15 protein-coding genes and 1 pseudogene are annotated in these 25,286 nt (G+C 57.3%); 9 read left to right on the forward strand and 7 right to left on the reverse strand.

Translation table 11 applies throughout. The features are described 5' to 3' along the window. Window positions 1–136 precede the first annotated feature (136 nt). Entirely contained in the window at window positions 137–535 is a 399-nt protein-coding gene (locus GC165_05170; protein MBI1332251.1) for a hypothetical protein, read from the forward strand. Window positions 536–550: 15 nt separating this feature from the next. Here the strand turns inward: GC165_05170 and GC165_05175 are convergent, their stop codons facing one another. Genes GC165_05175 through GC165_05185 form a run of 3 tightly spaced genes read right to left on the reverse strand, consistent with a single transcriptional unit; the run spans window position 551 to window position 5,082 of the window. Further along, window positions 551–2,551: a response regulator gene (locus tag GC165_05175; GenBank protein ID MBI1332252.1), complete on the reverse strand. Its 2,001-nt coding sequence runs from the start codon at window positions 2,549–2,551 to the stop codon at window positions 551–553. A gap of 29 nt (window positions 2,552–2,580) precedes the next feature. Then, a complete protein-coding gene (locus tag GC165_05180) occupies window positions 2,581–3,027 on the reverse strand; it encodes a response regulator (protein ID MBI1332253.1) in 447 nt (148 codons plus the stop codon). Window positions 3,028–3,036: 9 nt separating this feature from the next. Then, on the reverse strand, window positions 3,037–5,082 hold the full coding sequence (locus tag GC165_05185; GenBank protein ID MBI1332254.1) for a PAS domain S-box protein: 2,046 nt from the start codon (window positions 5,080–5,082) through the stop codon (window positions 3,037–3,039). Between the two features lie 207 nt (window positions 5,083–5,289). Here GC165_05185 and GC165_05190 point away from each other — a divergent pair, with 207 nt between their 5' ends. From GC165_05190 to GC165_05205, 4 genes are all read left to right on the forward strand, one after another. Further along, window positions 5,290–6,996 (forward strand): response regulator, encoded by a 1,707-nt coding sequence (locus GC165_05190; GenBank protein MBI1332255.1) that lies wholly within the window; start codon window positions 5,290–5,292, stop codon window positions 6,994–6,996. A gap of 306 nt (window positions 6,997–7,302) precedes the next feature. Next, window positions 7,303–8,637, forward strand: a complete 1,335-nt coding sequence (locus GC165_05195) for an ABC transporter substrate-binding protein (protein ID MBI1332256.1) — start codon at window positions 7,303–7,305, stop codon at window positions 8,635–8,637. A 116-nt stretch (window positions 8,638–8,753) separates the two neighbouring features. Beyond that, window positions 8,754–9,443, forward strand: a complete 690-nt coding sequence (locus GC165_05200) for a response regulator (protein MBI1332257.1) — start codon at window positions 8,754–8,756, stop codon at window positions 9,441–9,443. Beyond that, a complete protein-coding gene (locus tag GC165_05205) occupies window positions 9,440–11,035 on the forward strand; it encodes a HAMP domain-containing protein (GenBank protein ID MBI1332258.1) in 1,596 nt (531 codons plus the stop codon). Before GC165_05200 ends, GC165_05205 begins: the two co-directional genes overlap by 4 nt. Before the next feature lie 429 nt (window positions 11,036–11,464). On the opposite strand, the pseudogene GC165_05210 reads toward GC165_05205, so the two are convergent. Then, window positions 11,465–11,554, reverse strand: a pseudogene (locus tag GC165_05210) (chitin-binding protein). Between the two features lie 601 nt (window positions 11,555–12,155). On the opposite strand from GC165_05210, the gene GC165_05215 reads away from it, so the two are divergent. The 4 genes from GC165_05215 (at window position 12,156) to GC165_05230 (ending at window position 21,706) form a co-directional block, all read left to right on the forward strand. Continuing rightward, window positions 12,156–13,619, forward strand: coding sequence for a hypothetical protein (locus GC165_05215; GenBank protein MBI1332259.1), 1,464 nt, complete (start codon window positions 12,156–12,158; stop codon window positions 13,617–13,619). 538 nt (window positions 13,620–14,157) lie between these two features. Further along, complete coding sequence (locus GC165_05220; protein MBI1332260.1) at window positions 14,158–16,671, forward strand: hypothetical protein; 2,514 nt, start codon at window positions 14,158–14,160, stop codon at window positions 16,669–16,671. A gap of 256 nt (window positions 16,672–16,927) precedes the next feature. Further along, window positions 16,928–19,144 carry a hypothetical protein gene (locus GC165_05225; GenBank protein MBI1332261.1) on the forward strand — a complete coding sequence of 739 codons (2,217 nt, stop codon included), beginning with the start codon at window positions 16,928–16,930 and terminating at the stop codon, window positions 19,142–19,144. Between the two features lie 441 nt (window positions 19,145–19,585). Beyond that, on the forward strand, window positions 19,586–21,706 hold the full coding sequence (locus GC165_05230) for a glycoside hydrolase family 92 protein (GenBank protein ID MBI1332262.1): 2,121 nt from the start codon (window positions 19,586–19,588) through the stop codon (window positions 21,704–21,706). 466 nt (window positions 21,707–22,172) lie between these two features. Here the strand turns inward: GC165_05230 and GC165_05235 are convergent, their stop codons facing one another. The 3 genes from GC165_05235 to GC165_05245 all read right to left on the reverse strand — a co-directional run bounded on the left by GC165_05235 (window position 22,173) and on the right by GC165_05245 (window position 24,565). After that, the gene (locus tag GC165_05235; protein MBI1332263.1) at window positions 22,173–23,459 is read right to left on the reverse strand and encodes a hypothetical protein; all 1,287 of its coding nucleotides are present in this window, start codon (window positions 23,457–23,459) and stop codon (window positions 22,173–22,175) included. Window positions 23,460–23,681: 222 nt separating this feature from the next. Next, window positions 23,682–23,936 carry a hypothetical protein gene (locus GC165_05240; GenBank protein ID MBI1332264.1) on the reverse strand — a complete coding sequence of 85 codons (255 nt, stop codon included), beginning with the start codon at window positions 23,934–23,936 and terminating at the stop codon, window positions 23,682–23,684. A 179-nt stretch (window positions 23,937–24,115) separates the two neighbouring features. Beyond that, window positions 24,116–24,565 carry a hypothetical protein gene (locus GC165_05245; protein ID MBI1332265.1) on the reverse strand — a complete coding sequence of 150 codons (450 nt, stop codon included), beginning with the start codon at window positions 24,563–24,565 and terminating at the stop codon, window positions 24,116–24,118. Window positions 24,566–25,286 lie beyond the last annotated feature (721 nt).

The raw sequence follows: 25,286 nt of genomic DNA on the forward strand, positions 1-25,286 counted from the left end.
CCCCGAATGATGCGACCCGCGTAGAACCAATAACTATCGCTCCTTAATGCGCTAGCGAATAGTCGCCTGCCATACAGCCACAAGTCCCATCACGCGAATACTCTGACCTCCTTACGCCGTCCAAGGTACTAGAGTCATGAAAACGAGCGCTCTTTTGACGGCGTCTGCCTTCCTTTTGGCAGGCTGCGCCGGCTCTGGTATCAGTGTCGATACCCTCCTCGGAACCTACCAGGGTCCCTGGACCAGCGTCACCGACGACGGTGCCACGACCCTGACCTTCCAAGCCGATGGCCACGTCAGCGGGCAATGGACGGATACGACGACCAGCGTCACCTACACCATCACCGAGAGCGAAAGCACGGTCGATGGCCTGCACGTCCTCCTCCACATGACCAGTTCAAGTACCATCGGTACCGACGAATTCGAGGGCACGCTCACCAAGAACGGAACCCATGTCGGCGGCGCACTCACCAAGAAAGTTGGCAATGCCGGCGTCCTCTACAACGTTAGTCTCGACCCCATTCCCCCGCCCTAACGAGCCGCCCGATCATTAAGCGCTTGGCAAAAGCTCGGCCAAAACACCGAACAACTCGTCGGCGTCGATCGGTTTAGTCAGATACCGGTCGGCGCCCATCTTCAGCAGGTACCGCCGCGACGACTGCGTCGCGTCCGCACTAAGGATCACCACGGGAATCGAGCTCGTTTCCTCGTCGCGCTTCAACTGCTCGAGAACCTCCGCCCCGCTGATATCCGGCAGGTGCAGGTCGAGGACGATCAAGTTCGGACGATGCTCCCGCGCAAACGTTAGCCCCATCGTTCCCTGCATCGCCGGAATGACCTCGATGTCCTTTCGAATCGCGAAGAACTGCTCAAGAAGCCGAAGGTTGGTAAGGTTGTCTTCGATGCAAAGAACTTTGGCCCGCACGAGGCGAGGAAGCTCCGATTCAAATTCTGTACTTGGCTCGGCAGCTACGTAGGCTTCATCCGCCTTCAAAAGGTCGACCGCAAAAGCCGTCCCGCTTGAGTCGGATCGAATGAGCGAAAGACGACCACTCATCATGTCGGCCAACTGTTTGGACAGTGCCAACCCAAGTCCAACCCCGTCATGATTGCGGTTGCTCAACCGCTCAAAGGGAACAAATAGCTTGGCCTGATCCTCTTCAGAAATGCCACGCCCCGTATCGGTCACTTCAAAACGGAAAAGCGTCTCCGAAATCGGGTAGCAACGCAAATCGACCTTGCCTTCCGGAGTGTTGTAACGCACAGCGTTCGACAGCAGGTTGATCAGCACCTGCAGAATTCGCTGGCGGTCCGCCAGGATCATAAAATGCTTTGGAGCGTCGATGGACCATATCAGTTCGATACCTGCATCGAGAGCCAGAGGCATGGCCAGGCCGACCGCCTGTTTGATCACATCTTCTACATCGACCGGCTCCAACGAAACCGTCAGCCGCCCTTCCTCGATCCTTGCGATATCTAAAACCTCGTTGATGAGGTCGAGAAGATGCCGTCCCGCCTTCAAAATCGGGCGGACCAATTCCAGAGTTTCCTCGTCCCCATGCTGAAGATTGAGCAACTGCGCGTATCCGAGCACCGCATTCAGAGGCGTCCGAAGTTCGTGGCTCATCCGCGAAAGGAACTCGTTCTTCGCCTGGTTCGCCCGCTCGGCTTCGGTCTTGGCGCTTGCCAGCGATTCTTCGGCAACCTTCCGGTCGGTGATGTCCTGCGCCATACCCGCGACTCGAAAAGAATCCCCTTGTCCAATCGGAACCCGAAAACCTTTATTCCAAATCCAGCGCACCTGCCCGTCGGGTCGAACGATGCGAAATTCATGGTCGAGCGTTCCCGTTTGCTCAAAATGTAGGAGGCTCTGATGGATGGCCGGGACATCGTCGATGTGAGCCCCCGCATAAAGGTGCCGCGACTTCTGGTTAGAGGTGGCCAAGTCGCGACCCCAAATCTTTTCATATCCGGGGCTGATGTACGACTCGGTGTCCTGGCTCCCATCCAGAATCCAGAACACCTCGCCCATATTGTCGGCGATAAAGCTCAACCGAAACTCAGACTCCTTCAGGGTATTCACTACCTCCTCGACCCGCCGTTCCAAGCGGTCGTTTTGGGCGTTCAGGGCCCGCTGCATCCGGTGCCGCTCAATGCCAAACCGAATAAACTGCCCCAGCATCGAACCGTTGAGGTGTCGCTTTGAAAGGTATTCCGCAACCCCCGCCCGAACCATGTCCATCGCGACCGAGTGGTCTTCCAACCCCGTAAGAACAATGATTGGGAGCTCCGGCGAAGAGTCCTGAAGACGTCGAAACGTGTCAAGTCCTTGGCTGTCTGGGAGCCCAAGATCAAGGAGCACAATGTCAAATTCTTCGCCTCGCACCGCTACCAGCGCTTCACTAAGCGTTTCGGCGTGGACCACGCTTGAGCGAAAGTGTTGGGTCTCTCGCAAAGCCTCAGAGACGATCAGGCGGTCGGTCGGCTCATCCTCAACGTGCAGAATGCGCAAAGTCTCCGTGGTTTCGGCGGCAAAAGAACTGAGCGGCATAAAAGTCTCCCCGAGATGTCGAAATCTGACTACTCTTTCCTGGGCGGCAGCTTAACGATTCCAAGCCAAAAGTCTTCGATACCCTGGACGATGTCGTTCAGTTGGTCGAATCCGACTGGCTTGGTCACGTAGCTGTTTGCAAAGTTTCCGTAAGCACGGCTAATGTCTTCCTCCGCGCTGGAAGTCGTCAGGACCACTACCGGAATGTGAAGAATCGATGGCTCGTTCTTGATCGTCTCAAGCACTTCCTGCCCCCCAATACCCGGCAAATTGAGATCGAGCAAGATCAAATCGGGAGTCGGTGTATCGCTATATTCACCTCGCTTGTAAAGCATCTCAAGGGCCATGCCGCCATTCTCCGCGACCGTCAGTCGGTTGGCGACTTTGGCATCGCGTAACGCCTCTTGCACCATAAGGACATCCGTCTCATTGTCCTCGACTAATAAAACTTCGATCAAACGAATGCTCGCGTTCATTTCGTAATCCTATCTTCCAGACGGCTTCAATTCACTTGAAGCCGCAAGCTTAAACTTGAACTTTGATCCCTTTCCCGACTCCGACTCCACCCAAATCGAGCCACCATGCATATCGACAATCTTCTTGCAAAGGGCAAGCCCAATGCCCGTACCCGAATACTCGCGTCGAGAGTGAAGCCGCCTAAACACTTTGAAAATATCTTCGAAGAACTTCGGATCAATCCCGATCCCGTTATCCTCTACGGTGAACTCCCACGACTTACCTCCATCGACGGGCACAGCCGATACATGTACCTTTGGTTTGGAGTCCCCTCGAAACTTGACCGCGTTCCCAACCAGATTTTGGAAGAGTTGATGCAGCGTGATCGAGTTCCCGCTGACCGTCGGAAGCGGGTCCCAAGTCACCTCGGCCCCGCTTTCCTCGATGGTGGCCGAAAGCGAACGCGAGACGTCCCGAAGGGTCTGGTTTATATCGACCGGCGTGAAGGGAACTTCGTGCCTTCCAGCCCGCGAGTACATCAGGAGGTCGTCGATCAGCCGCTGCATGCGATCGGCGGCCGCCACCGAATGCTCGATGAAAGTCTTAGCTGAATCATCCAGTTGAGCCTCGTACCGACGTTGAAGAAGCTGCAAGGGGCCAGCGATGCTCCGCAGAGGTTCCTGCAAGTCATGCGAAGCCAGATAGGCGAACTGCTCCAATTCCCTGTTCGAGCGCGCGAGTTCTTCGTTCGTCCTCGCCAGTTCGCGATTCACGCGCTGAACTTCCAGCCTCTGGAGATACAGATCAGATATGTCCAAAATGACCGCCAAATACCCGGCGATAGACGTGGCCCCATCCCGAATAACCGTCATCGTCACCTGCACCGGAAATCGCGATCCGTCCTTGCGAATGAATGTCCACTCGCGGGTTTCGACTCCTTCCGAGAGAGGGCAATGGGTCAGCACTTCGAACCCCGAACTCAGCGCTCCATCTTCCGATAATTCGCGGCCACGCGCCGTCACTTCCGCCTGGTCAAAGCAGAAATCTAGCTGCTGCTGTCCCACAACCTCCGCCGACGCGTACCCCAGTGCGCTTTCCGACGCCTGATTGAAGAGCGTAACCGTCCCGTCAGGGCCGGTAGCGATCAGCAAGTGCTCGGTACTCGATAGCACGGCCTCGTGAAGCTGGTTGACGTCTTGAAGCTGCTCCGCATACCGCCGTGTCTGAATTTCCGCTTCGCGTCTTCGTGTGATATCAACGATCGAAGCCAAGGCTCCTCGCCCTTCAGGAGTGGCGATCTCACGAAGCCCGACTTCCACAAAGACCTCGGTGCCGTCCTTACGCCGACCCGCCAAGTCTCGCCCTGTGCCCATCATTCTTGGCACCGGATTCCTCATGTAGGAGCCTCGAAGATTAGCGTGTCCGCTTCGAATAGAGTCGGGAACCAAGATGTCCACGTTCTGTCCAAGCAACTCCTCCTCTGTGAAACCGAAGATGCTCAGCGCCGCCGCATTGACGGTGACGATCTGCCCTTGCTCGTCGATCACGACGAGGCCACTCTGCGACCCATTGAACACCGCCTGAAGGTACTTCTCCCTCTGGGTCTGGCTTTCGTTCATCGCCAAAAGCCGCCGATTGGCTTCGTGAAGTTCGTTCGCCGCGCGCTGCCTTTCCGAAATGTCGGTCACCGTCGCGATCACGTAGTGCCGATCGTCCCAATCGATCGGCCCCAAGGCAACTTCAATCGGGACTTCCTTCCCATCTTGCCGTAAGCCCCAAAGGTCTCTCTGCGATCCCATCATTCGAAACGAGGGAGCCTCGGCGAACTGGTGCCGGAGGCCAACGTGGTGGCTGCGAAACCGCTCCGGCACCAACGATTCGATCGCTCGTCCGGTCAGCGTTCCCGACTCATATCCGAAGACCTCCTCCGCCGCCAGATTCGCGTGAACGATAATTCCAGCCTCATCGACTAGAAGAATTGCTTGGGGAGTGCGGTCAAACAGTCGCCTGTCAAAGCCCTCAAGGTTCAGGACCTCCGTCGTCATATCGCCTTGTGCTGGTGTATGAATATCCATAAGTTTCGCGGGTAGGCTTGAACGGCTCTAGTTAATTGTTTTATCATAATACTACTTTCATTTGTCTATCGAGAGATGCCCTAGTAAAGGTGCGGCGGCTGTTTGCGGTGTAGGTATGGAAACTGATGAGAACCCAAACGCCTGGGAAGCCTCCGTAACCATGGGTCAAGCTGTCGCCAACTGGCGCAGCAGGCGAAGGAGCGTTTGATGAACACCTCGAAACATATATTGGGATCAAGGCTAATGGTCATTGATGACCAGGTCGAAAACGTAACATTAGTCACTCGCGTGATGCGTGACGCCGGATTCTCGTCGGTTGCTTCAGAGACCAACCCCGAGAAGGCTCTCATTTCCATCCACGACATCGCGCCAAACCTCATCATCCTCGATCAGCACATGCCGATCATGAGCGGCTTCCAGTTCCTGACCGAGCTCCATCGGCTTCGGGCCGATGGTCCGTACATCCCTGTGCTCATGCTGACCGCCGATGTGACCGACGCAACTAAGCACGAGGCTCTACGCCTCGGGGTCGAAGACTTCCTTCAGAAGCCTTTCGACGCCGTCGAGTTGCTCCTCAGGACCCTCAACATCCTCTCCGCGTCTCACATTCGCAAGGAACTCGAGCTTGAAAATGCGGATCTCACCGACAAACTTCGCAAGCGAGCAAAAGAACTTGAGGAACTCAACGCAGAACTCGAAGTCGAAATTCAGGTTCGCAAACAGACCGAACAGGAATTGATGCGTGCCGAAGGTCGCAACCGATACCTCCTTTCCGCTTGCCCCACGACCATTTACGCCGCCACCGCGCGGCCGCCTTACCGACTAAATTTCATCGCCGAGACCGTGCGTTCCATGCTCGGTTACACCGCCCAAGAAATCATCAATGGCGAATTTCCTCCCAAGAGCCTGATCCATCGCGACGATCTCGCCCGGGTGCTGCTCGCCCTCGACTCCCTCGACGAAGTCGAAAAGAAGACTGAAATCTACCGACTCCGCAACGCGGAAGGCGAATACCGTTGGATTCGCGACGACATGGTCATGATCGCCGGAGTCGACGGACGTCCGTTCGAAATCATTGGCTCCTGGGTCGATATCACTGACCAGCGCCTCGCCGAAGAGTCACTGACCCGTCGTTCCTTCGAGCTTGCCGAAACCAACACGGACCTTCTCGACATTGATCGCCTCAAGTCCGCAATGGTCGCATCGACCTCCAAGGAGCTTCATCAGCCGCTAGCCGTCATCCGCGAGTTTGCGCGGGAGTACAGGCCGAGCGGCACGCCGGGCAAGCGGATGACCACATACCAAAGCAAAGTCCTGCGCAACTGCGACGAAGTGACCAAACTCGTCGAAGCCCTTGTCGAGATTCAAGGCATCGAGTCCGGCATGTTCCAGTTGGAGCCCCGACGCACCGATATCGCCTCCGTCCTCCACGAATCCGTTCGCGTCTTCGAGATCGAGACGGCCAAAGACGGCGTCGTGCTAAACGCTCAAGTCCCTCCCGATCTGCCCGACGTCTTCGCCGACGACGAAGCGATTGCCCAAATCCTCACCCGGCTTTTTGAAAACGTCGCGCTCTCAACCCCCGTTCAAGGGGCCATCCAGTTCCGAGCTTCGGTTGATAAAACCCACGTCACGATCGAAATCACCAATCCTGGCCGCCGACTCCGAGCAAAGGAACTCGACCAGCTTCTACGCCCACTCGGAAACATCGAAGGGATCGACCCAAGCGAACTCACTAGTTCGGCCGTCGGTCTTCGCATCTCCAAGCGGCTCGTCGAGCGACTGGGAGGCGATCTCAAGATCGAAGCCGAACCCCAACGAGGCCTCCGCGCCTCGGTCTCGTTCCTCATCTGGAGCCCGGAAACTGAAGCCACCTGGCAGCCCTTCCGCCACGGAATGAGCAGCCGCAACTAACGAACAGAACTCGGATACGAACCACTGCTAAACCAAAGCCCATAAAGAAGCTATCGCACTTCAATCTCCGACGAACGTAGGGCTGTAAGCCCGTCCTTCCTTAGCCCAGTCCGAAGAGTCGAGAATCGGCTCGAAGGGCTGGGTGCCAAACCAAAACAGTAAGAGTCCGAGGAGCGAAGCGACCCCGCCGAGCAAAGCGAGGAAGAGCCTTCTACTCTTTCTTGCGAAGCAACACTCCTGACGCACACCAGGAGACGGGGAGGGCAAATCCACAAAACCTCAAAAACCCACTTTCATACCATCTTCATGTCCACATGGTTGAATACATACTCAAGGAGTCGGCCAGATCGCACCCAAGCATGGAGCCCGTGTAAGTGTGATCCCTGGCTCCGGCCATCTTCTCCTCGCCCCGACAAGGGGCTTTTTTGTGCCCGAACCCAAAAGGATTACAATGTCGCCATGGGAACGCTGTTTCGCTTGGCCCTAACCGGCATTGCCGCCATCCTCAGCGCCAACACCCTGACCGTCCCGCCCGAAAAAACGATCAAAATCGCTTGCCTAACCGACCTTACCGGCGACTGCACCCTCTACGGTCAGGACCAACTCGCCGGATGCTGGATGGCCGTCGACGAAGCGAACAAAGCGGGCGGCATCCATGGAACCAAGATCGAACTCATCGTCAAGGACACGCGGAGCAACCGAGATGACGCGAAAGCCGCCGCCGAGAGCGTCGCGGACCAACCGATTTCCGCCATCGTCGGCACAATCTGGAACTCACGAGCAAGCGTCATAGCCCAAACCGCGCTTCCCTATTCCATTCCCGTCTTCTATCCCGGACCGATGCTGGCCGACCAGCAACCGGCGCAAAACCTCATCCGAACCTCAAGCGCCTTCCACGACGAGGCCGTCGCCATGGCGACTTTTGCCATCCAGAACCTCAAGCTCAAGCGGATCGCGGTCGTGACCCAAACTGAAATCCCATCCTCGGTCGAAATGAGCGACACCTTCTGCCGAAAGATCACCTCGCTCGGTCATCCCGCCATTCTCAAACGCTTCGAGAATTACGACTTCAATGGCATTCCAGACTTCGAGCCGCTGATCCAGTCGATCAAAAAAGCCAACCCCGACGCCGTGTACATCTCGGATCTATTCCTGCAGGCTGGTCCCACCATCCGGCTCCTGCGGGAAGCCGGAGTCAAGGCTACGATCCTCGGAACCTCCAACCTGGACAACGATACGGTCCTTTGGAACTTCAAACCCGGCGCGAGCCCGATCTACTTCACCACCGCGTGCGCCTTCGATAGCCCAAACCTCAAGTCGTTTGCCCAGAGGTGGCTGGCCAATCATGACCAAAAACCTCCGAACAGCGACGAAGCTCTAACCGCCTACGATGCAACCAACGTCGCCATCGAAGCAATCCGCGGTTCCCCGCGAACCGACCCCCAATCGGTCCTCCTCGCCGCCCAAGGCATTTCCAACTTTGCTGGCGTAACGGGAACCATCACCGTCAAAGGCCACCCCGCTTCTCCCTGCAGCCGAATCGACATCGTCAGGGTCAAATCGACAGCCAAGAAAGCTCGAATCAATCCAGCCTCCCAATGGCAAAGCTACGTCGCCAGCTTCAACCCGCAAAAGCTCTAGCCCCATTTTCATGCCGTCTTCATGATTTCCAGGTTGAATAGAAGAAAAAGGAAGGGCTCCCACGACCTCTTGTCGGCGCAACGACGAGGGGCAGACTGGGCCCCAAACAAGGAACCATGAAGCTCCTGATTATCGAAGACGACGTCGAAATTGCCAGCGCCATCCGTGATGGATTGGAAGATGCCGGCTTCGTCGTCCAAATCGTCCGCGACGGCGAGCGCGGTCTCCGCGTCGCCCAAGCCAACAAGTTCAGCGTCATCATCCTCGACCTCATGCTGCCGACCATGGACGGCATGACGATCTGCCGACACCTGCGCGAGACTCGCAACGCCACCCCGATCCTCATGCTCAGCGCCAAGGACACTCTGCGTGATCGCGTCGGTGGCCTCGAGCAAGGCGCGGATGATTACCTCGGCAAGCCGTTCCAGTTCGAAGAGCTTCTTGCTCGCATCCGTGCGCTCCTCCGTCGTGACAAAGTCATCAAAAGCGCCGAACTCCGCGTCGACGACCTCATCATAGACACCGCCGCTCGCACCGTCCATCGCGGCGGCAAAGAGATCGTCCTTACTCAGCGTGAGTACACCCTCCTCGAAGCCCTTGCCAGCCGCGAGGGCCAGGTCCTCACCCGCGACACCATCCAGCACGTCGTCTGGACCGACGAATTCAGCACGTCCAATACCGTCGACGTGCATGTGCGAAACTTAAGAAAGAAGGTCGACGGCGACTTCACCCGAAAGCTCATCCACACCGTGGTAGGCGCGGGCTACTCGCTCAGGGTCGATTCGCCTGAGCAATCCACCCCATGATTCGCACCAAGCTCACCGTCTGGAACTGCGTCGTTCTCTCGATCGTCCTCACCCTGACGGGCCTAGCGGTCTACTTCACCACCCAGCGAATCCTGTTCAAGGGCATCGACGACGGCTTGCTTCAGCGCGCCCAACTCTTCGCCGCCAGTTGGCACGGCATACCCGGCCAACCCGGCGGCCCCGGCGACATGAGGCGGCCAGACGACCACGGTGATCGTAGCGATAAAGATCGCCAAGGCCCCGGCCCAACCTTCTCGTTTAACGGCAACCCTGGCACCACATCGGGTGACCCTGGCCCCGGTCAAAGCGCGTCAAACGGACCGGATAACAATCAATTCCGAGGCTTCGAAAACCGCCGCATGGAACCAGAAATCGATGTCCAAGCCGCCAAAGAGCAGGGCATCGACCCCAAGGGCCTCAGCCAGATCAAGGCCCTCCAAACCGTCCTCCGCCCGATGGCGCTCGACCTAACCGGCAAAGACGTCGTCCACCCCGAACAGACCGCCTGGGACAAAACCACCTTCGAACAGGCAAAAAGCGGTCAGCAAGCCTACGGAATCTCCGTCCAGGACGGCATCCGCATCCGCGTTCTCAGCTACCCGATGCGTCAGAACGGCAAGATCGCCTACATCCTCCAGTTCGGCGCCCCCATGTCGGCCGAACTCCAAGCCCTCGGCCAACTCGCCAAAACCCTCACTATCGTCCTCCCTCTCGCCGTCACCGTCATGCTGTTCGTCGGCGTGATCCTCACGCGCCGCGCACTCCGACCGGTGGGGCAGATCGCCTCTGCCGCCGAGCAGATCGAAATCACCAACCTCTCCGACCGCCTGCCCGTTCATGGGGAAGACGAATTCGCCCAGCTTAGTTCGACCTTCAATGGCCTCCTTGGGCGACTCGAAGAGGCCTTCCAAGAAAAGGATCAGGCGTTTGGTCAGCTTCGCCGCTTCACCGCCGACGCCTCCCACGAACTCAAAACCCCCCTTACTGCGATCCAGCTTCGAACCGGCCTTGCCCTCCGCAAGGAAATCTCCGCCGAGAAGTACCAAGAGCACCTACTGGCCATCGACCGTGCGGCCGGCCAGATGAACGCCGTCGTCCAAGATTTGCTCTTCCTCGCCGCATCGGACGAAGGGCGCCTCAACCTCAGAAAGGAAGACGCCAACCTCGCCGATATCGTCGAAGACTCGATCTTCTCCGTCGATACCTCACACCATCAAATCGAACGCGACATCGACCCCAACATCCACCTCTCCCTCGATCCCGCTGCCATGACCCGCGTGTTGGTCAACATCGTCAAGAACGCCGTGCTCTACACCGAGAAGGGAAATACGATTCGCGTCACCTCGCATCGCCACGGCAACAGCGCGGTCGTCAAGGTCATCGATCAAGGAGAAGGAATCCCTGCGAACCATGTACCGCTCATCTTCGACCGGTTCCACCGGGTCGATAGTTCACGCTTCCGCGACTCGGGTGGGAGCGGCCTCGGCTTGGCCATCGCCAAAGCCATCGTCGAGCTTCATAACGGGAAAATCGAACTCGAAAGCGAAGTTCAAAAGGGCACAACCGTCACCATTACGCTCCCCATTCATTAGAGGGTGAGCAAAGCAAAGGCGCCTCCGTGCTCCTTCACCTTGCTGCATTTTAGGGGGTTCGGTTGGTTACTATGCGGCTGATGCAAAAGCCTGCTGACCGAGTTGCGTCGCCCAAGACGCCTGAGTCTTGAGGTACGCGGCCAGAGCCTGCTGATACAGCGAATTGGTCGTGGTGCTCGACGTCGAGTCACTGGATGATTGATTGTTGTTGTTTCGAACCGCGTCGAACGCGTCTCGAACTTCGGAACGTTGGCTGTCCGAAAGCGAGTCCATCTGCTCCTTTCGCTTCGCCATGATTTCGTCGTCGGATGAACCGCTGTCCTTCATCTTGCTGATTTCGTCTTGGAAATTCTGAAGCGTGGTCGCGAGATCCGAATCCGTATCCTTCAGCGACGAGATCATGCTGCTGATCTCGCTGTCCGAAGGCGGAGGACCACCAGGTCCACCCGGCCCGCCGGGTCCACCAGGGCCTCCCGGGCCACCAGGTCCGCCGGGACCGCCCATGCCTTGCGGGCCGCCCTGCTGTCGGTCGCCAAAGACCGACTTCAATTCCGATTTCTCCGTGTCCGAAAGCGAATCCATGTTCTCCTTCATCGCACTTCGGATGTCATCTTCCGACGCACCGTCCGCCTTCATCTGGTCGATCTTCTGGTGAAAATCCTCCATCTTCTGAGCGAGCGCCGGGTCGGTGTCCTGCAGTTTCGCAAGGGCTGCCTGCTGAGCCGCTTCGTCGCGACGGGGTGGCCGTTGGACACTGGTTGTACTGCTATCCGTGCCTGTCGTGGACGAACTGCAACCCGAGGTCGACGCGAACTGAGTGAAGCCGCTTGCCGCGGCGCTCTGAGTCGCATACAGACCGGAGCTATAGCTGCCCAATCCATTGATTGTCATGTGTTTCTCCTGGAGCCTAGTAAAATTCTTGGGTACCCACCACCTCGACCGCCACAAAATCCGTCGATTTCTTCATGTCTTCTTCATAGCTGAAGAAGCTTGTCAAGTTTCGCCTTGAATGTCTTCTTTACCGACGGTCCTACTATATGCTGGGTTCAAAGGTCTGATTAGTTGTCAAGCTAAGCCTGCAAGCTCTTCGTCCGATCGATCGTCAACCACCACTAATCCCATGATTCTCTCCACCCTCGTCGCCTACGCCGCCATGGCCGGACAACCAGCCATGCGCGACGACACGATCTCGCGCATCCAAGTCACCATCACCACCGGTGCCGACGACATGCGATCGGACAGCGCCGGAATGGTCGTCCTGCAATACTCCGATTCGCGGCATCAGATCGCCCCGCTGAAGGGAGCCAACGAGTCTCTCGGTTCAAATTCATCCAAGACGCTGACCTTGACGCCCAACGTCCCCAACCTCAAGCTCACCGACCTCTATCACGTTCGCGTCGACTTCAGTTCGGGTACCGCCACTGGCTACAACGACAAATGGACCCTTGACGGCGTGAAAGTCGTCGCCACCATGGGCCGCAACGAGGTCACGCTCTACAACCGCCAGCACATGGGCATGCACCTCCAGGAATCTCAGCACTGGACCTCCACGCCATTCGATGCCAGTAGCCTCAGCGACGTCATCAACGCCGCCAACTTTTGGGTCGAGCTCGACGGCGTCGAAGGGCAGAACTCCAACACGCAGTTCATCATGGACCTCGAAGCTGACGACGGCCGGGCATGGTCGGGCAAGCGAAGCGCCGCTATGATCCAGGATCACGGCTACCCCGGCGTCCGCGCCGAGGCCCAAACCCAAGACAAGGTCGCCGTCAAGTCGATTCGCACCTTCCGAATCGGCTACGGAAAGACCTTCTCGACCGCCTCTGACCGCACCGCAGCCGGATCGCCCGGAGGCCACTTCACCATCCGCACCGCCCGCGTGTATTACCGAACCAGCGACACCGCCGCCCCTCAGGAATACTGCACCTTCAACGAAGTCAACTTCCGCTTCGCCGATGGCGGCTGGTGGCAAGCGCCTATCATGAAGCGCTACAAACGGGAGCCCGGCTTTCCCATCCAAGCCGTACAAATCGAATACCTCACCGGTGGCGACGACCTGCGCCGCATGAGCTTCTCCAATCCTGACCAAGAGGTTTGCAACAGCCGACTCGAAACCACCTTTACCGTCCCCATCGTTCCGCTGCCTGGCCGCAACTTCTGCGACTGGATCGTGCACGGAGACTGGGTCCGAAGCGTGATGCACCATACGCAACCGATGGTCATGCAGGATGGCGACGAATTTCCTCAAGGTTGGACGGGGACATTTGCGTCGTACGGTCGATTTGAAAAGACTTTCCGGGCCGTTGGGACCCCGTACTTGATGTCCTCGGATCTGGCCAGTCTCCTCGTCACCTTCAAGCGCGGAGCCGGAGGCGACTTCCACTCTGGAGGCGGCGCGCTCGACAACCTTCTCCGCCAACCCGACGACTGGGACCTCGCCGGAATCATCGTCTCTGCCGGCGGCCCCGACCACCCCATGCGTCGACTCTATTCGAACTTCACGATCAACCAGCACATGAACCGAATGGACCAAACCTGGAAATCCCCCAACTTCGAAACCCTGCAACTCCGCCGCGCACCTTAAATCCCTTCCCCTTTTTCTTGAAAAGGGGAAGGGTAGGGATGGGGGTCCATCCAAAGTCGTGGTATTCGGGCCCGCGGACGAGTGAGGGAAATCCACCGAAAGCCCCAAAAGGGGCGAGCCTAAGATCCCTCTCCAAATTGTCCGCAGGAAATCTGGAGGGTCCGCAGTTGGAACTGCCACAAATGCAGTTTCAATGTGGAAGAGTGTCTCCTGACTCGTGTCAGGAGACGGGAGGGGAAAATCCGCTCAAAAGCAAAATGGCCCGAAAATCTACGGAGCAGAGCGACCCCTTTTTCCTCTCCTCCCAGGAGAGGACCTTCGCGCGACGCCAGGAGCTCGCGAAGAGGTGAGGTAGAGAATTCCAGCCAACCTTGCGTTACCCACGAAACGTTTAAGGTCGGGCGACCGATCCTAGAGGGGACCCATCCGCAAAATCGCCCCAAAAAGCCCAGACATGAATCCCAAAACCCACCTTAACACCACCATCATATTCCCGCCCAATCCCAACCCCCACCAATCGGTGTAGACTGGTCAAACCATGTTGACCAGCCTTCTCACCGCCGTCATCGGCTACCAACAGCCGGCCATGCTTCCCATCGGCAAATACATCAGCCCCGAAGGAACTAGCGTCGAAATCGGCAGTTACCCGCTCAACATGGCCCTCAGCAATGACGGAAAATACGCCGTCGTCACGACCTGCGGCTTCCGCGAAGCCCTCAGCGTCGTCGATGTCAAAACCGGCGCGATCGTCAGCCAAGTCGACTACAAAAACTCCAGCAATAACCCTAACGACGACGGCCTCTACTACGGCCTTGCCGTCCACCCCAAAACCGGCGATGTCTACGTCTCCCGTGGCGCGCAGGATAAAGTCACCACCTACAGCATGAAGGACGGCCATCTCGCCGACGTCGGAACCCCGATCAGCCCGGAGCTTCCCGCCAGCCGAAATAAGCTTCCCTACCACTTCGCCGGCCTCGCCTTTAACTCCAATGGCTCACGCCTGATGGTCGTCAACAACCAGACCTCGCGGGCCACCGATTTCAAAGGTTCCGTCACCTTCTACAACTCCTCCACCGGCGAATCGCTTTTCGAGGTCCCCACCTCCGGCTTCCCCCTCGCATGCGCCTACCTCACCCTCGGCCCTTCCGCCGACAACAAAGCCTACGTCGGCTCTGAACGAGACGGAGTCGTTGACGTCGTCGACATACCCTCCCACACTGTCACCAAGAGCATTCGCACCGGCAACGCCCCCGTCGGCATGCTCCTCAGCAAGTGGCAGGACAAGCTCTACGTTGCCAATAGCGGAAGCGACACCATCAGCATCATCGACACCAAGACGGACAAGGTCATCGACACCATCACGGTTCGCCCGCCTGAGATGCGCGGGCTGCCCGGCGCTGGTCCCCTCGGCCTCGCCCTCTCCGATGACCAAAAAACGCTCTACGTCACTCTCGGCGACATGGAATCGCTCGCCGTCATCGACCTCGCCAAGCGCTCCCTGACCGGCTACGTCCCCACCGGATGGCTCCCCACCAGCGTGATCCAAAAGGGCGGAAACCTCCTCGTCACCTCGGCCAAAGGTATCCAGTCAAAGAACCCCAACGGGAAGCCCGTCGGCGACAAAGGCACCTACGTTCAGGACATCATCGCGGGCACCGTCACACACCAGATGACGCCCAAGAAGTCCAGCCTCAAGAAGTCCACTGCGCTCGTCATCGCCAACAACCGCATCAAGCCCGGCCTCAACAGCCCAATGGCAACCGAGCTGAAAAACCCCGGTATCAAGTACGTCATCTACGTCATCAAAGAAAACCGCACCTACGACAACGTCCTCGGCGATCTCACGCAAGGTAAGGGCGACCCGTCCCTCACCCTCTTTCCCCGCGCCGTCTCGCCTAACCAGCACGCCCTCGCCGAGCGATTCGTCCTCCTCGATAATTTCTATGTCTGCGCCGAAGTCAGCCAGGACGGCTGGCAATGGTCGATCAGCGGAATGGCCAGCCCCTACGGATCGCGCAACACGCCCTACAATTACAGCGGACGCGGGCGAAGCTACGACACCGAAGGCCAAAACAACGGCGAGCCGGTCGAGCTATTCGACATCAACAATGTCGCCAAACCCGCTGCCGGATACATCTGGGAAAACTGCGAAAAGTCGAAAGTCTCCTACCGAAACTACGGCATGTTCGTCCAGTTCATCGACCCGAGCGACAAGCGCAACACGCTCTACCCCGACGCCAAGGATAGCTTCCCCGTCATTAAGTCGCTACTTGATCACACCGACTCCAGCTTCCGTCACTTCGACAATATGTACGCCGATTCGCCGATCTACTCCGAGTATGGTTTCACGTTCAAGGGCCAGCTCAAAACGTACGGCGAGAACGAGATGACCAACCGCTTCGATGAGTGGAAGAAGGAGTTCGACGAGTACGTCGCTAAGGGCGAAATGCCGCGCTTCCAAAGCATTCGTCTTGGTAATGACCACACCATGGGCACCCGCTCCGGCGTCCCCACGCCCCAAAGCCTGGTCGCCGATAACGACTACGCCGTGGGCAAGCTCGTCGAAGCCGTTTCGCACAGCCCATTCTGGAAAGAAACCGCCATCTGCGTGCTGGAAGACGACGCCCAAGCTGGAATCGACCACATCGACGCTCACCGCTCTACCGCCTACGTCATCTCGCCGTACATCAAGAAAGGCACCATCGACAGCCGCTTCTACAATACCGATTCCATGCTCCGCACCATGGAAGTCCTGCTCGGAATGCCGCCTATGTCCCAGTATGACGCCGTCGCCAACCCGCTCCTCTGCTTCGGAACAACGGCCGACAACGACGAACCCTACACCGCCATCATGCCGTCTAAGGACATCGTCTGCCAGGTCAACACCAAAGCCGCGTACCGAAGCAAGGATAGCGAACGCATCCCCCGCTTCGCCGAAGAAAGCGAGATCGACGAAGAGCTGAACGACATTCTCTGGAAGTCAATCAAAGGCACCAACTCCCCAACTCCGAAACCTAGGTATAGCCTGCTTTCAACCAAGGACCGCGACTAAGAGAGCAACAGCCAACTGCAAGAGTCCAAGTTTTCTGCACTCTGCACTCTGCACTCTGCACTCTGCAAAAACCAAGATATCCCTTAGTAAAGAGTCGGTAAGCGAGGAGTGATCAAGCGAATGGGGCGTTAGCGGCATCCCGCTTCGCGGGACGAGGGATAGATTACAAATCCAAATCCCATAGCAAAGACCCGATTCATCGGGTCCGACCCGAACCCCGTCACGCCTTGTCACGCGCTCCTCTTACAATCCTCTTATGAAAGGATTGTCGCGGCGCAATTTCCTTGTTTCGGCAGGGTCGATATCTCTAGGATCGATGGTGCTCGGCGGCTGTGCCGGACTCTTCGCCACCTCCGGCGGAGCCGCCGGCAGCGGGACGCTCACCAAAATGACGTTCAACGGCACGGTCGCCATGCCAACCGGCGCCGATCCTGCCTCCCTCCTTCTGGTGGGTCCGAATGGCAAGACCGCAATCGCGTCCGGCGCGTTCCAACTAGTCGGCTTCCAGGACTTTCCCTCCCTCGTTTCCATCATCGAACCAGCATCGGGCAAGACCATCCTCCTCGGTATGCTTGATCCCGCCTCGACGACTCACGCAATCGACATCGGCAACTGCGCTGCAACCCTCCTCTTTCTTGCTCTGGGTGGTAGCCAACTCTTCGGTGACGAGCGCCAAGCCTTCTGGACCCAAGTAGCGGCAAATTCGTCTCTGTCGGCCCTAACCGCTGTTATTTCTGATCGTCTGGTCGCCGACCTCTACGCCTTTGAAAACAGCGATCCTCAGATTGTCCAGGCTCTGGACGATGCGGCGAACGCTTATGCTGGCGCAAGCTTTGCGCGCTCCCAGCGATCGTCGCCGAAAGCAAACCGCCTCGGTGATGCTGGACTTAAAATCACAGTCCAAGAAAGCCCTTCCGAAGGATTTGCCCTTGGCAACGGCAATAACGCCGGTCTCGTCATCGGAACCCAAACACGACGGGAAGGTATCGCCCGCTTGTATAACGTCGCCTACAACGACAGCACCGGTTCGTTTTTCGAGGTCGTTCCCGAACTCGTCGTCGGTAATCCCATCCGCCTCGCCCCCAACTCATCCTCCAACCTGATTCCCCTTAAATTGAACGTCGACCACCGCACCGAGCACTTCAGCGTCATCGGACTCTCGCCCGTGTTCGATTCCCCAGAGACTTTTGCCTTCACTGACCCCAAGCTTGAAGGCTACAAAGCCACTTGGCGAGCCGACCTCGTCCATCTCTACCGCCGCGCCGCCGTCGGCTTAGCCGCCAAGTGCTACCTCGAAGCTCTTGGCATGTCGGGAGTGACCGTCCCCTCCGATGCCCTCGATACAGCGGTTTCAAACCTGCAAAGTTTAGGCGGAGACGCCAACTCCCTGATTCAGACTTCAGGTGAGGGGTCGGGGCTATCGTCCCTCATCCAGACTTTTGCCCAGTTGGCTCGCTCCAGCGACACCGTCGCCCTTGATATTCTCGCCTCCATCGCTCCCATCGTCCAAACTTCGAACCCAGTTCTCTACTACGATCTCTCGCACCGCAACTACGTTTCCGAACAGCTTGTCGCCTTTCGCGGCAAGCTTCGCATGCTGGCCTTTACAGGTGCTTTGGCGCTGTCTCTCAAGCTTGGACCCGAGTACCGAGACCTTACCACCGGCGGCAACGCCGCCAAACTGTGGGCCGATTGTGGACTTGACGCCGTCCGCCTCGATCCCTCTGGTGGCACCTATCAGTCAGGCGTGAACCAAACGATTCATGCTATTGTCGATGGCGACGCGACGGGCCTTACCTACGCCTGGACGCTCGGTAGCGTCACTAATTCGATGCTTGACGACGGACATGGGAACACAGGTTTTATGTTCGAAACCGATCAGGCGATTGTTACATTCAAACCTGGCCCGACCTCGCTTGGCTTCGCCCAAATCAGCGTCATCGTCTACCGAGGAACCGGTCAAGACCGCGTCGAAGTAGGCCATGCGAACAGCATTCTTAACCGCCAAGGTTCGACCGACCTTGAGGTCTACACCTATGAGACCCCGTACACGGGCGGCATCACCACGTACCTCTACTTGATGGCTGTTGTGGACAAACCCAAGACAGCCGAAGGTGGAAACCACTATCAAGGCGGGACCTATGTCATCGATGTTTTATACCAAAACACGAGTGAGCCCTCCAAGAGCGGCACGGCCCACTACGTCTTCCCGATTGCGCCATACACCGGACTTCCTGCCGCCAACGACCGCCCCGAAGTCGCGGGAAGCAAAATCACTCCGACCGTTGCGCAGAAGACCAGTATTTGGGCTGGAGTCGACTTGTACGACCTGGGAGATCGACTGTGCATCATTAAGGCTCGGGGCCAGTACGATTCCAACACTTCGCAAGAGAACAAGGATGCCACATACGCAGCCGTTGCTTCAGATGATGTCTACACCCAGATCACAGGCGTATTTAATGGCACGGGCTAAACCTGTGCTCTGTGCTCTGTGCTCTGCACTCTGCAAAACAAAGATATCCCTTGGCGAAACAGCTCCCGACGGGTGCCAAGCGTAGGGCTGTAAGCCCGTTTCAGTTTAGCCCAGTCCGGAGAGCCGAAAATCGGCTCGAAGGGCTGGGTAATGATCCGAGCCAGTAAGAGTCCATGGAGCGAAGTCGAAGACCCGATTTATCGGGGCCAACTCAAAAAATATCTCTCCGACCAAACCTTCGCCAGAAAAGCGCCACCAAGATACTTCTCCGAATAGGGTCCGCCAGAAGGGTGCCAAAAAGGCACGCTTCTGGTGGAGAAGTCGGTGAGGTGTCGAAGACAGCGAACCGGATGAGGGGAACCCAACTCTCGTTGCGAAGCGGAGACCCCGATTCATCGGGGCCAACTCCCAATAAAACTGCCATAATCCAGAGGTCCATCCATGAGCCTCCTTCAGTACGTCGATCCACTCCAGGGAACCTATTCCCACTACCAATTCTCGACCGGCAACACCCTACCCATCATGGCGATGCCCTACGGAATGGCGCACTGGACCATCCAAACCGACAACGTCCGCGGCTGGTTCTTCAACCCCCTCACCCCAAAAATCCAAGGCATCCGATGCACCCACCAGCCCAGCCCTTGGATGGGCGACTACGGAGCCTTCACCGTCCTCCCCCAGGTCGGCAAACGACTCATTTCCTGCGGAAAACGCGCAACCGCCTTCCGCCTCGAAAAATCCACGATCAAGCCTCACCACATCGAGGTCGAACTCATCGGCTCCGGCACTAAACTCTCCGTCAGCCCAACCGTCCGAGGTGCCATCTTCCGATTCGATTTCTCCCAACGGGCCCACCGCCGGGTGATTTTTGAAGGCACAAAGGGCGAAACCCACTTCTCCCTCGAGGACGACAATCGCACCATCGTCGGCTACACGCGCGGCAACTCCGGCGGCGTCCCCGAAAACTTCGCGCACTACTTCGTGGCCGTGCTCGACGCCGACGTAACTTCCTCATCCGCTTTCAAGGACGACGAGTTCATCGAAGGTTCCACCGGTGACGCCATCGGCTTCTGCGTCGAACTCGCCGACGGTGACGCCCCCGTCTCCATGCGAGTCGCCACCTCGTTCATTTCTCTCGACCAAGCCAAGCTCAACCTCAAAGCCGAACTTGAAACTCAAACCTTCGACTCCGTCCTCGCCGATGCCGAAAATGAGTGGGAAAACCTTCTCGGCACCATCCAAGTTGAGTCTGACGACGTCGACCGCCTCCGAACGTTCTATTCCTGCTTCTACCGCACCAAGCTCTTCCCGCGCGTTTGGCACGAGATCGACGCCTCAGGCGAAATGGTCCACTTCAGCCCCTACGACGGCCAGGTCCACGACGGCCCGCTCTACGCCGACACCGGCTTCTGGGACACCTACCGCACCCTCTTCCCGCTCATGACCATCCTCGAACCCGACCGCCATTCCGAGGTCCTGCGCGGGTTCGTCAACGCCTATCACGAAAGCGGATGGCTACCCCAATGGCCCTCGCCTGGCCACCGAGTCTGCATGCCCGGCACCCACCTTGACGTCACCATCGCCGATTCCGTCGCCAAGGGCCTCACCGATTTTGACGTCGCCGCCGCCCTCGACGGCATGGTCCGCCACGCCGACAACCCGGTCGGCGACGGTCCCTACGGTGCCGGACGAGACAACATCGCCGAATACCTTCAGCACGGCTATGTCCTCGCCACCAGCCACGCCTCCGTCTCCCAATCCCTCGACTACGCCTACGACGACTGGTGCATCGGCCAAGTCGCCACCTACCTCGGCCAAAGCGACCTCGCCGACCGAATGAACGCCCGCGCCCTCAACTACCAAAAGCTGTGGGACCCATCCGTCGGCTTCATGCGAGCGCGCCACGCCGATGGCTCGTGGATGCAACCCTTCGACCAATTCGCCTGGGGCGGCCCCTACTGCGAAGGCGGCCCGTGGCAAAGCTCGTGGGCTATCCAGCATGACCCCAAGGGCCTCATGGACCTACTCGGCGGACCCGAAGCCCTCACTGCCAAGATGGACGAAATGCTATCTCTACCACCTCGCTTCGCGTGCGGCGGATACTCCCAAGAGATACATGAGATTACCGAGATGGCAGTGGCTGACTTCGGCCAATATGCCCATTCCAACCAGCCGGTCCACCACGTGCTCTTCTTGTACGCCGCGGCCGGACGCATGGACCGCCTGCAGTTCGAAACCCGACGCATCCTCGAGGAGTACTACCAGCCCACCACCCTCCCCGGCGACGAGGATAACGGCGAGATGTGCGCTTGGTACGTGCTCTGCACCCTCGGCTTCTACCCGTTCTGCCCCGGCCGCGCCGAATACATCCTCGCCTCCCCCCTCTTCCCCCGCGCGACTGTCTCCTTGCCCAACGGCAAATCCCTAACCGTCCTCGCCCACGGCTCAGGCCGCTACGTCTCGACGGTCAAGCTCAACGGCACCGAACTCCAAACCACCATCTCCCACCAAGACCTCGTCTCCGGAGGAACGCTCGAATTCACGATGTCCGATCGAAGCTAGAGGATCGAACAAAGGCTAAGATCTGGGTATAGGACGCGACCCCATTCCCCTCTCCCAATTCTTTGATTTGGGAGAGGGTGTCACCTGATTCGTGTCAGGTGACGGGTGAGGGCCAGTCCGCTAAATACTCAGCATTAAAGACTGTAAGACACGACCAACCAGAGCACCTCAATTAATAGGGAGGTCCGTAATGGGCCGAAGACGGAGGTGTCAATTTGCCAAATCACTATGCGAACTTGTGCGAGAACCCCCAACGCAAACACGCTACGAGACTGGTAACGGCTATTCCAAGAAGGGGCATGTGAAACAAAGCGCCAACGAGAAGGCCACAAATAGTAGCGACCAAAACCCTTAACACGAAGCCCAAACCGCGTTTCACTTTCGAACTCGCCCCCCTTGCAACTCAAATTGCCCAGCCAAACTCAAAGACAATTATAAGCCCCTCTGCACTCGCACTTGCCCTGAATCACTCAAACTCCTTCACCCCAACCGGACGCCCCAAGAAGTACCACAGCCAAAACGCGTAATAAGCCAAATACGCCCACGGCGACACCGCATGCCGATACACCAGCAGACACAGAGCCTGCGCCGTATACAGCGTCACCAGCTTGATCCACCAGATTAGCGGATACGCCACCAACGCAAACAGCCAACCCACGAACGGAATCAGGCTCAGATACCCCAGCACCATCACCGCCGACGACGGAAACTCGATCAGCAGGTTGCTGAGCACACCCACAAAAACGATCCGCCCGAACCACCATGCGCACAACGGCTCCGCCGCAACCGTCGCCACCAGCGACGCCATCACCACCGATCTCAGCTTCGGCATCGGCTCGGCCCGATGCCGGTCGAAATACATCAGCAGGAACCCCGACACCAGAAACGAAAGCTGAAACCCGGCCGTAAAGATGTCGCTTGGCACGAAGAACAGCCAGACCAATGCCGCCAAACAAAGCGACGACAAGCCGTCCGACGACCGCCGAAACAGGTACGCCGACGACCCCACCAGCCACATCAGCGAAGCCCGAACCGTCGGCGCGTGGAACCCGGTCAGACAGCAATAAATCATCAACAGCGCGGTGACCAAGCCAACCTGCCACGCCCGCCGCACTCCCAATCCGACCAGCAGAAACTGAAGCGCCGCCGCCAGCACAAACACATGCACGCCGCTCGCGCTCACCATGTGGAACGTCCCGTTGTACCGCAGGTCCGACTTCTCGTCCGAGCTCAAATCCGACGGAAAATTGAACGTCAGCGCCGTCACCCACGCCCCATCCTCGACTCCGAACACGTCGTTCACACCCGCGATCGCCCGCTTCTGTAACTGCACCAACGAGTCGAACACCGCCCACCGCGAAACCACCCGCACCTGGTCGGTCGTCAGGCTCCCCGACTTCGTGGCCGCCGCCATCCCCTGCACGTCCGCGACGGCAAATGGTGACAAAACCACCGACGGATCGACCCGCAAAACCCCCGTCCGAGCCTCCGCCCCCAACGTCCGAAATGAGTACACCGCCTTCCCTTTCTGGTAGTCGGGAAACGAGCGAATCTCAACCCGCTCATGAACCTCGCCCGCCGAAATCGGAGGCGCCGGCGTCCGCCATCCCACCAATAGCCCACCGACCAAGATGCCAAGGCTGACCGTCGCGATCCAATACCGCCGCACCGTCCACCCCGCCCCAACACCAACACACGAAAGCCAGGAAACCGCCGGAAAACTGATCCCGACCAACAGGCCAATGAAAAACACAAAGAGCGGCCGCCGCCTCAGCTCATTGAACACCCATTCCCCCTACACAAGAAGCCCGGACAACTTGCCTAATTGACACGATACACCTACGCATGACGAATAGTCCAATTCATATTGGGCTGACCATTCTGTGCAGGGTTGCCGACCACAAGGCACAGGATTCAGAGCCTGGCGGGCGAATTTGTAAGCAAAGAAGTTCACTTCACCGAAGAGTAATGCTCTTCACCAACCCTCGGCGCTGCGCCTGGCAGAGAGTACCAATTTAAGACCATCACAAATGACCTCAATATATTCTCGTCCGAAGATAGACACACATAGCTTATTAAGCTCAGCCGTAACTTCCACATCATAATTGGCAAGCCACTCAACTTCATCTAAGAACGACTCAAATACGGGGAGTTTCGCTAAAAAACGAATCTTATCTTCGCCTATCGACAAATAAGAACCATTCTCTCTCTCCATTGTGTCAAGAATCATACAACTATTTAGTAGGCAAAGAGTTGCGCGATTCTTATTCGCATTATCCTCTGGCGAAGATTTCTCTCTTCTTCTTGAGAAGCGCCACCTTGGTCTCATTGATTCATACGATTTCGCAGAGTAATTTTTTGCTAATATTCCAAAGCGACCGCTATATCTCATATTCTACTATTAAAAATCTAGCCAATCAGCACGGTAGGCGAGTTACTCGTGGTTCCGTTGGATACCAACGAGGTCATCCGATTCAGATCATCCCATGTATAGGTTATACCACTCGTTCCTGAACCTTTGGTCAAGCGATTGCCAAGGATATCATTGGTGTACCCACCGGTCACTCCTGGGCTAGCCGTCATGCGATTTAGATTGTCGTAAGACCACGTTCCTGAATTCGTCGAATCCGACGCTCGATTGCCCGCCGCATCATAGGTCCACGACGGCGTCGCGTTGGATAGTCCGTCCCCGTAGTTAGCACTTGTTAGGTAGTCCAAATTCGCATCGTATCCATAGGTTTCGGTTCGTTGGATGTTCCATGAGCCATTCGATACATTGTAATACTTGTTCTGCGCTGCATTCCTGCATCCTCTTTCGCCTTCCTCCTTCCGGCCCTTGCCAAGGAGTTTGGCGGACATGGTGCTCCGGCGGATGAAACGGCTACAGCGGACAGGTCAACCTCGGAGCTTCCTGCTTTCGCGCAAGCGCTACGGCGGACAAGTCGCACATGATCGGATGCCCGTCCGCCGAAGCCGGAGGCGAAGGAGGATACAGGCCACCCCTAGTTGTGAGTTTTACTCTGGAGTGGAGCGACATCCCGAAAGCCCCAAGCGCATCGGGACGCCTCCCTATTCGGCTCCAACACCTGGAATCTTCGACACGCAGTGGCTCGCCAGTCAAAGAAGTAGTTATTTAGCCCGCTTATCGTGGAGTCCTGATGTCAGTTGAGTCCACATTTCTCTAATCTCCAGGCCACTAGCGGGCCCATACTTTCTGCTCAAACTTATTATCAGAGGAAGGACAAAAAGTATGATCCAGCAAAGAACGTTACCGATCAAACCAAGCAGACCCGACCCAAACAGCATGACCAATGGACTTAGAATCGTCAAGGCCAGAATCAATAACCATAAACAAGTTACTCGAAAATAGCCTCGTATGGTAAAAGCCACGCTTAAGGCACCCGCAAGCAATAATACTGGTACTAATATTGAATCTGCAACCATGACAATGATGACATTCATGTTATCACACTTCTCTGCGAAATGGGAACATTATGAGTCAATTTCAGTTAAAATCAAAATGTCCGTGGAGATCAATGCGATTCTTTTCTAGCCTCACGGAGCGAGACTAGCATGATTT

The organism is Armatimonadota bacterium (genome assembly GCA_016125185.1).
Classification (GTDB): domain Bacteria; phylum Armatimonadota; class Fimbriimonadia; order Fimbriimonadales; family Fimbriimonadaceae; genus Fimbriimonas.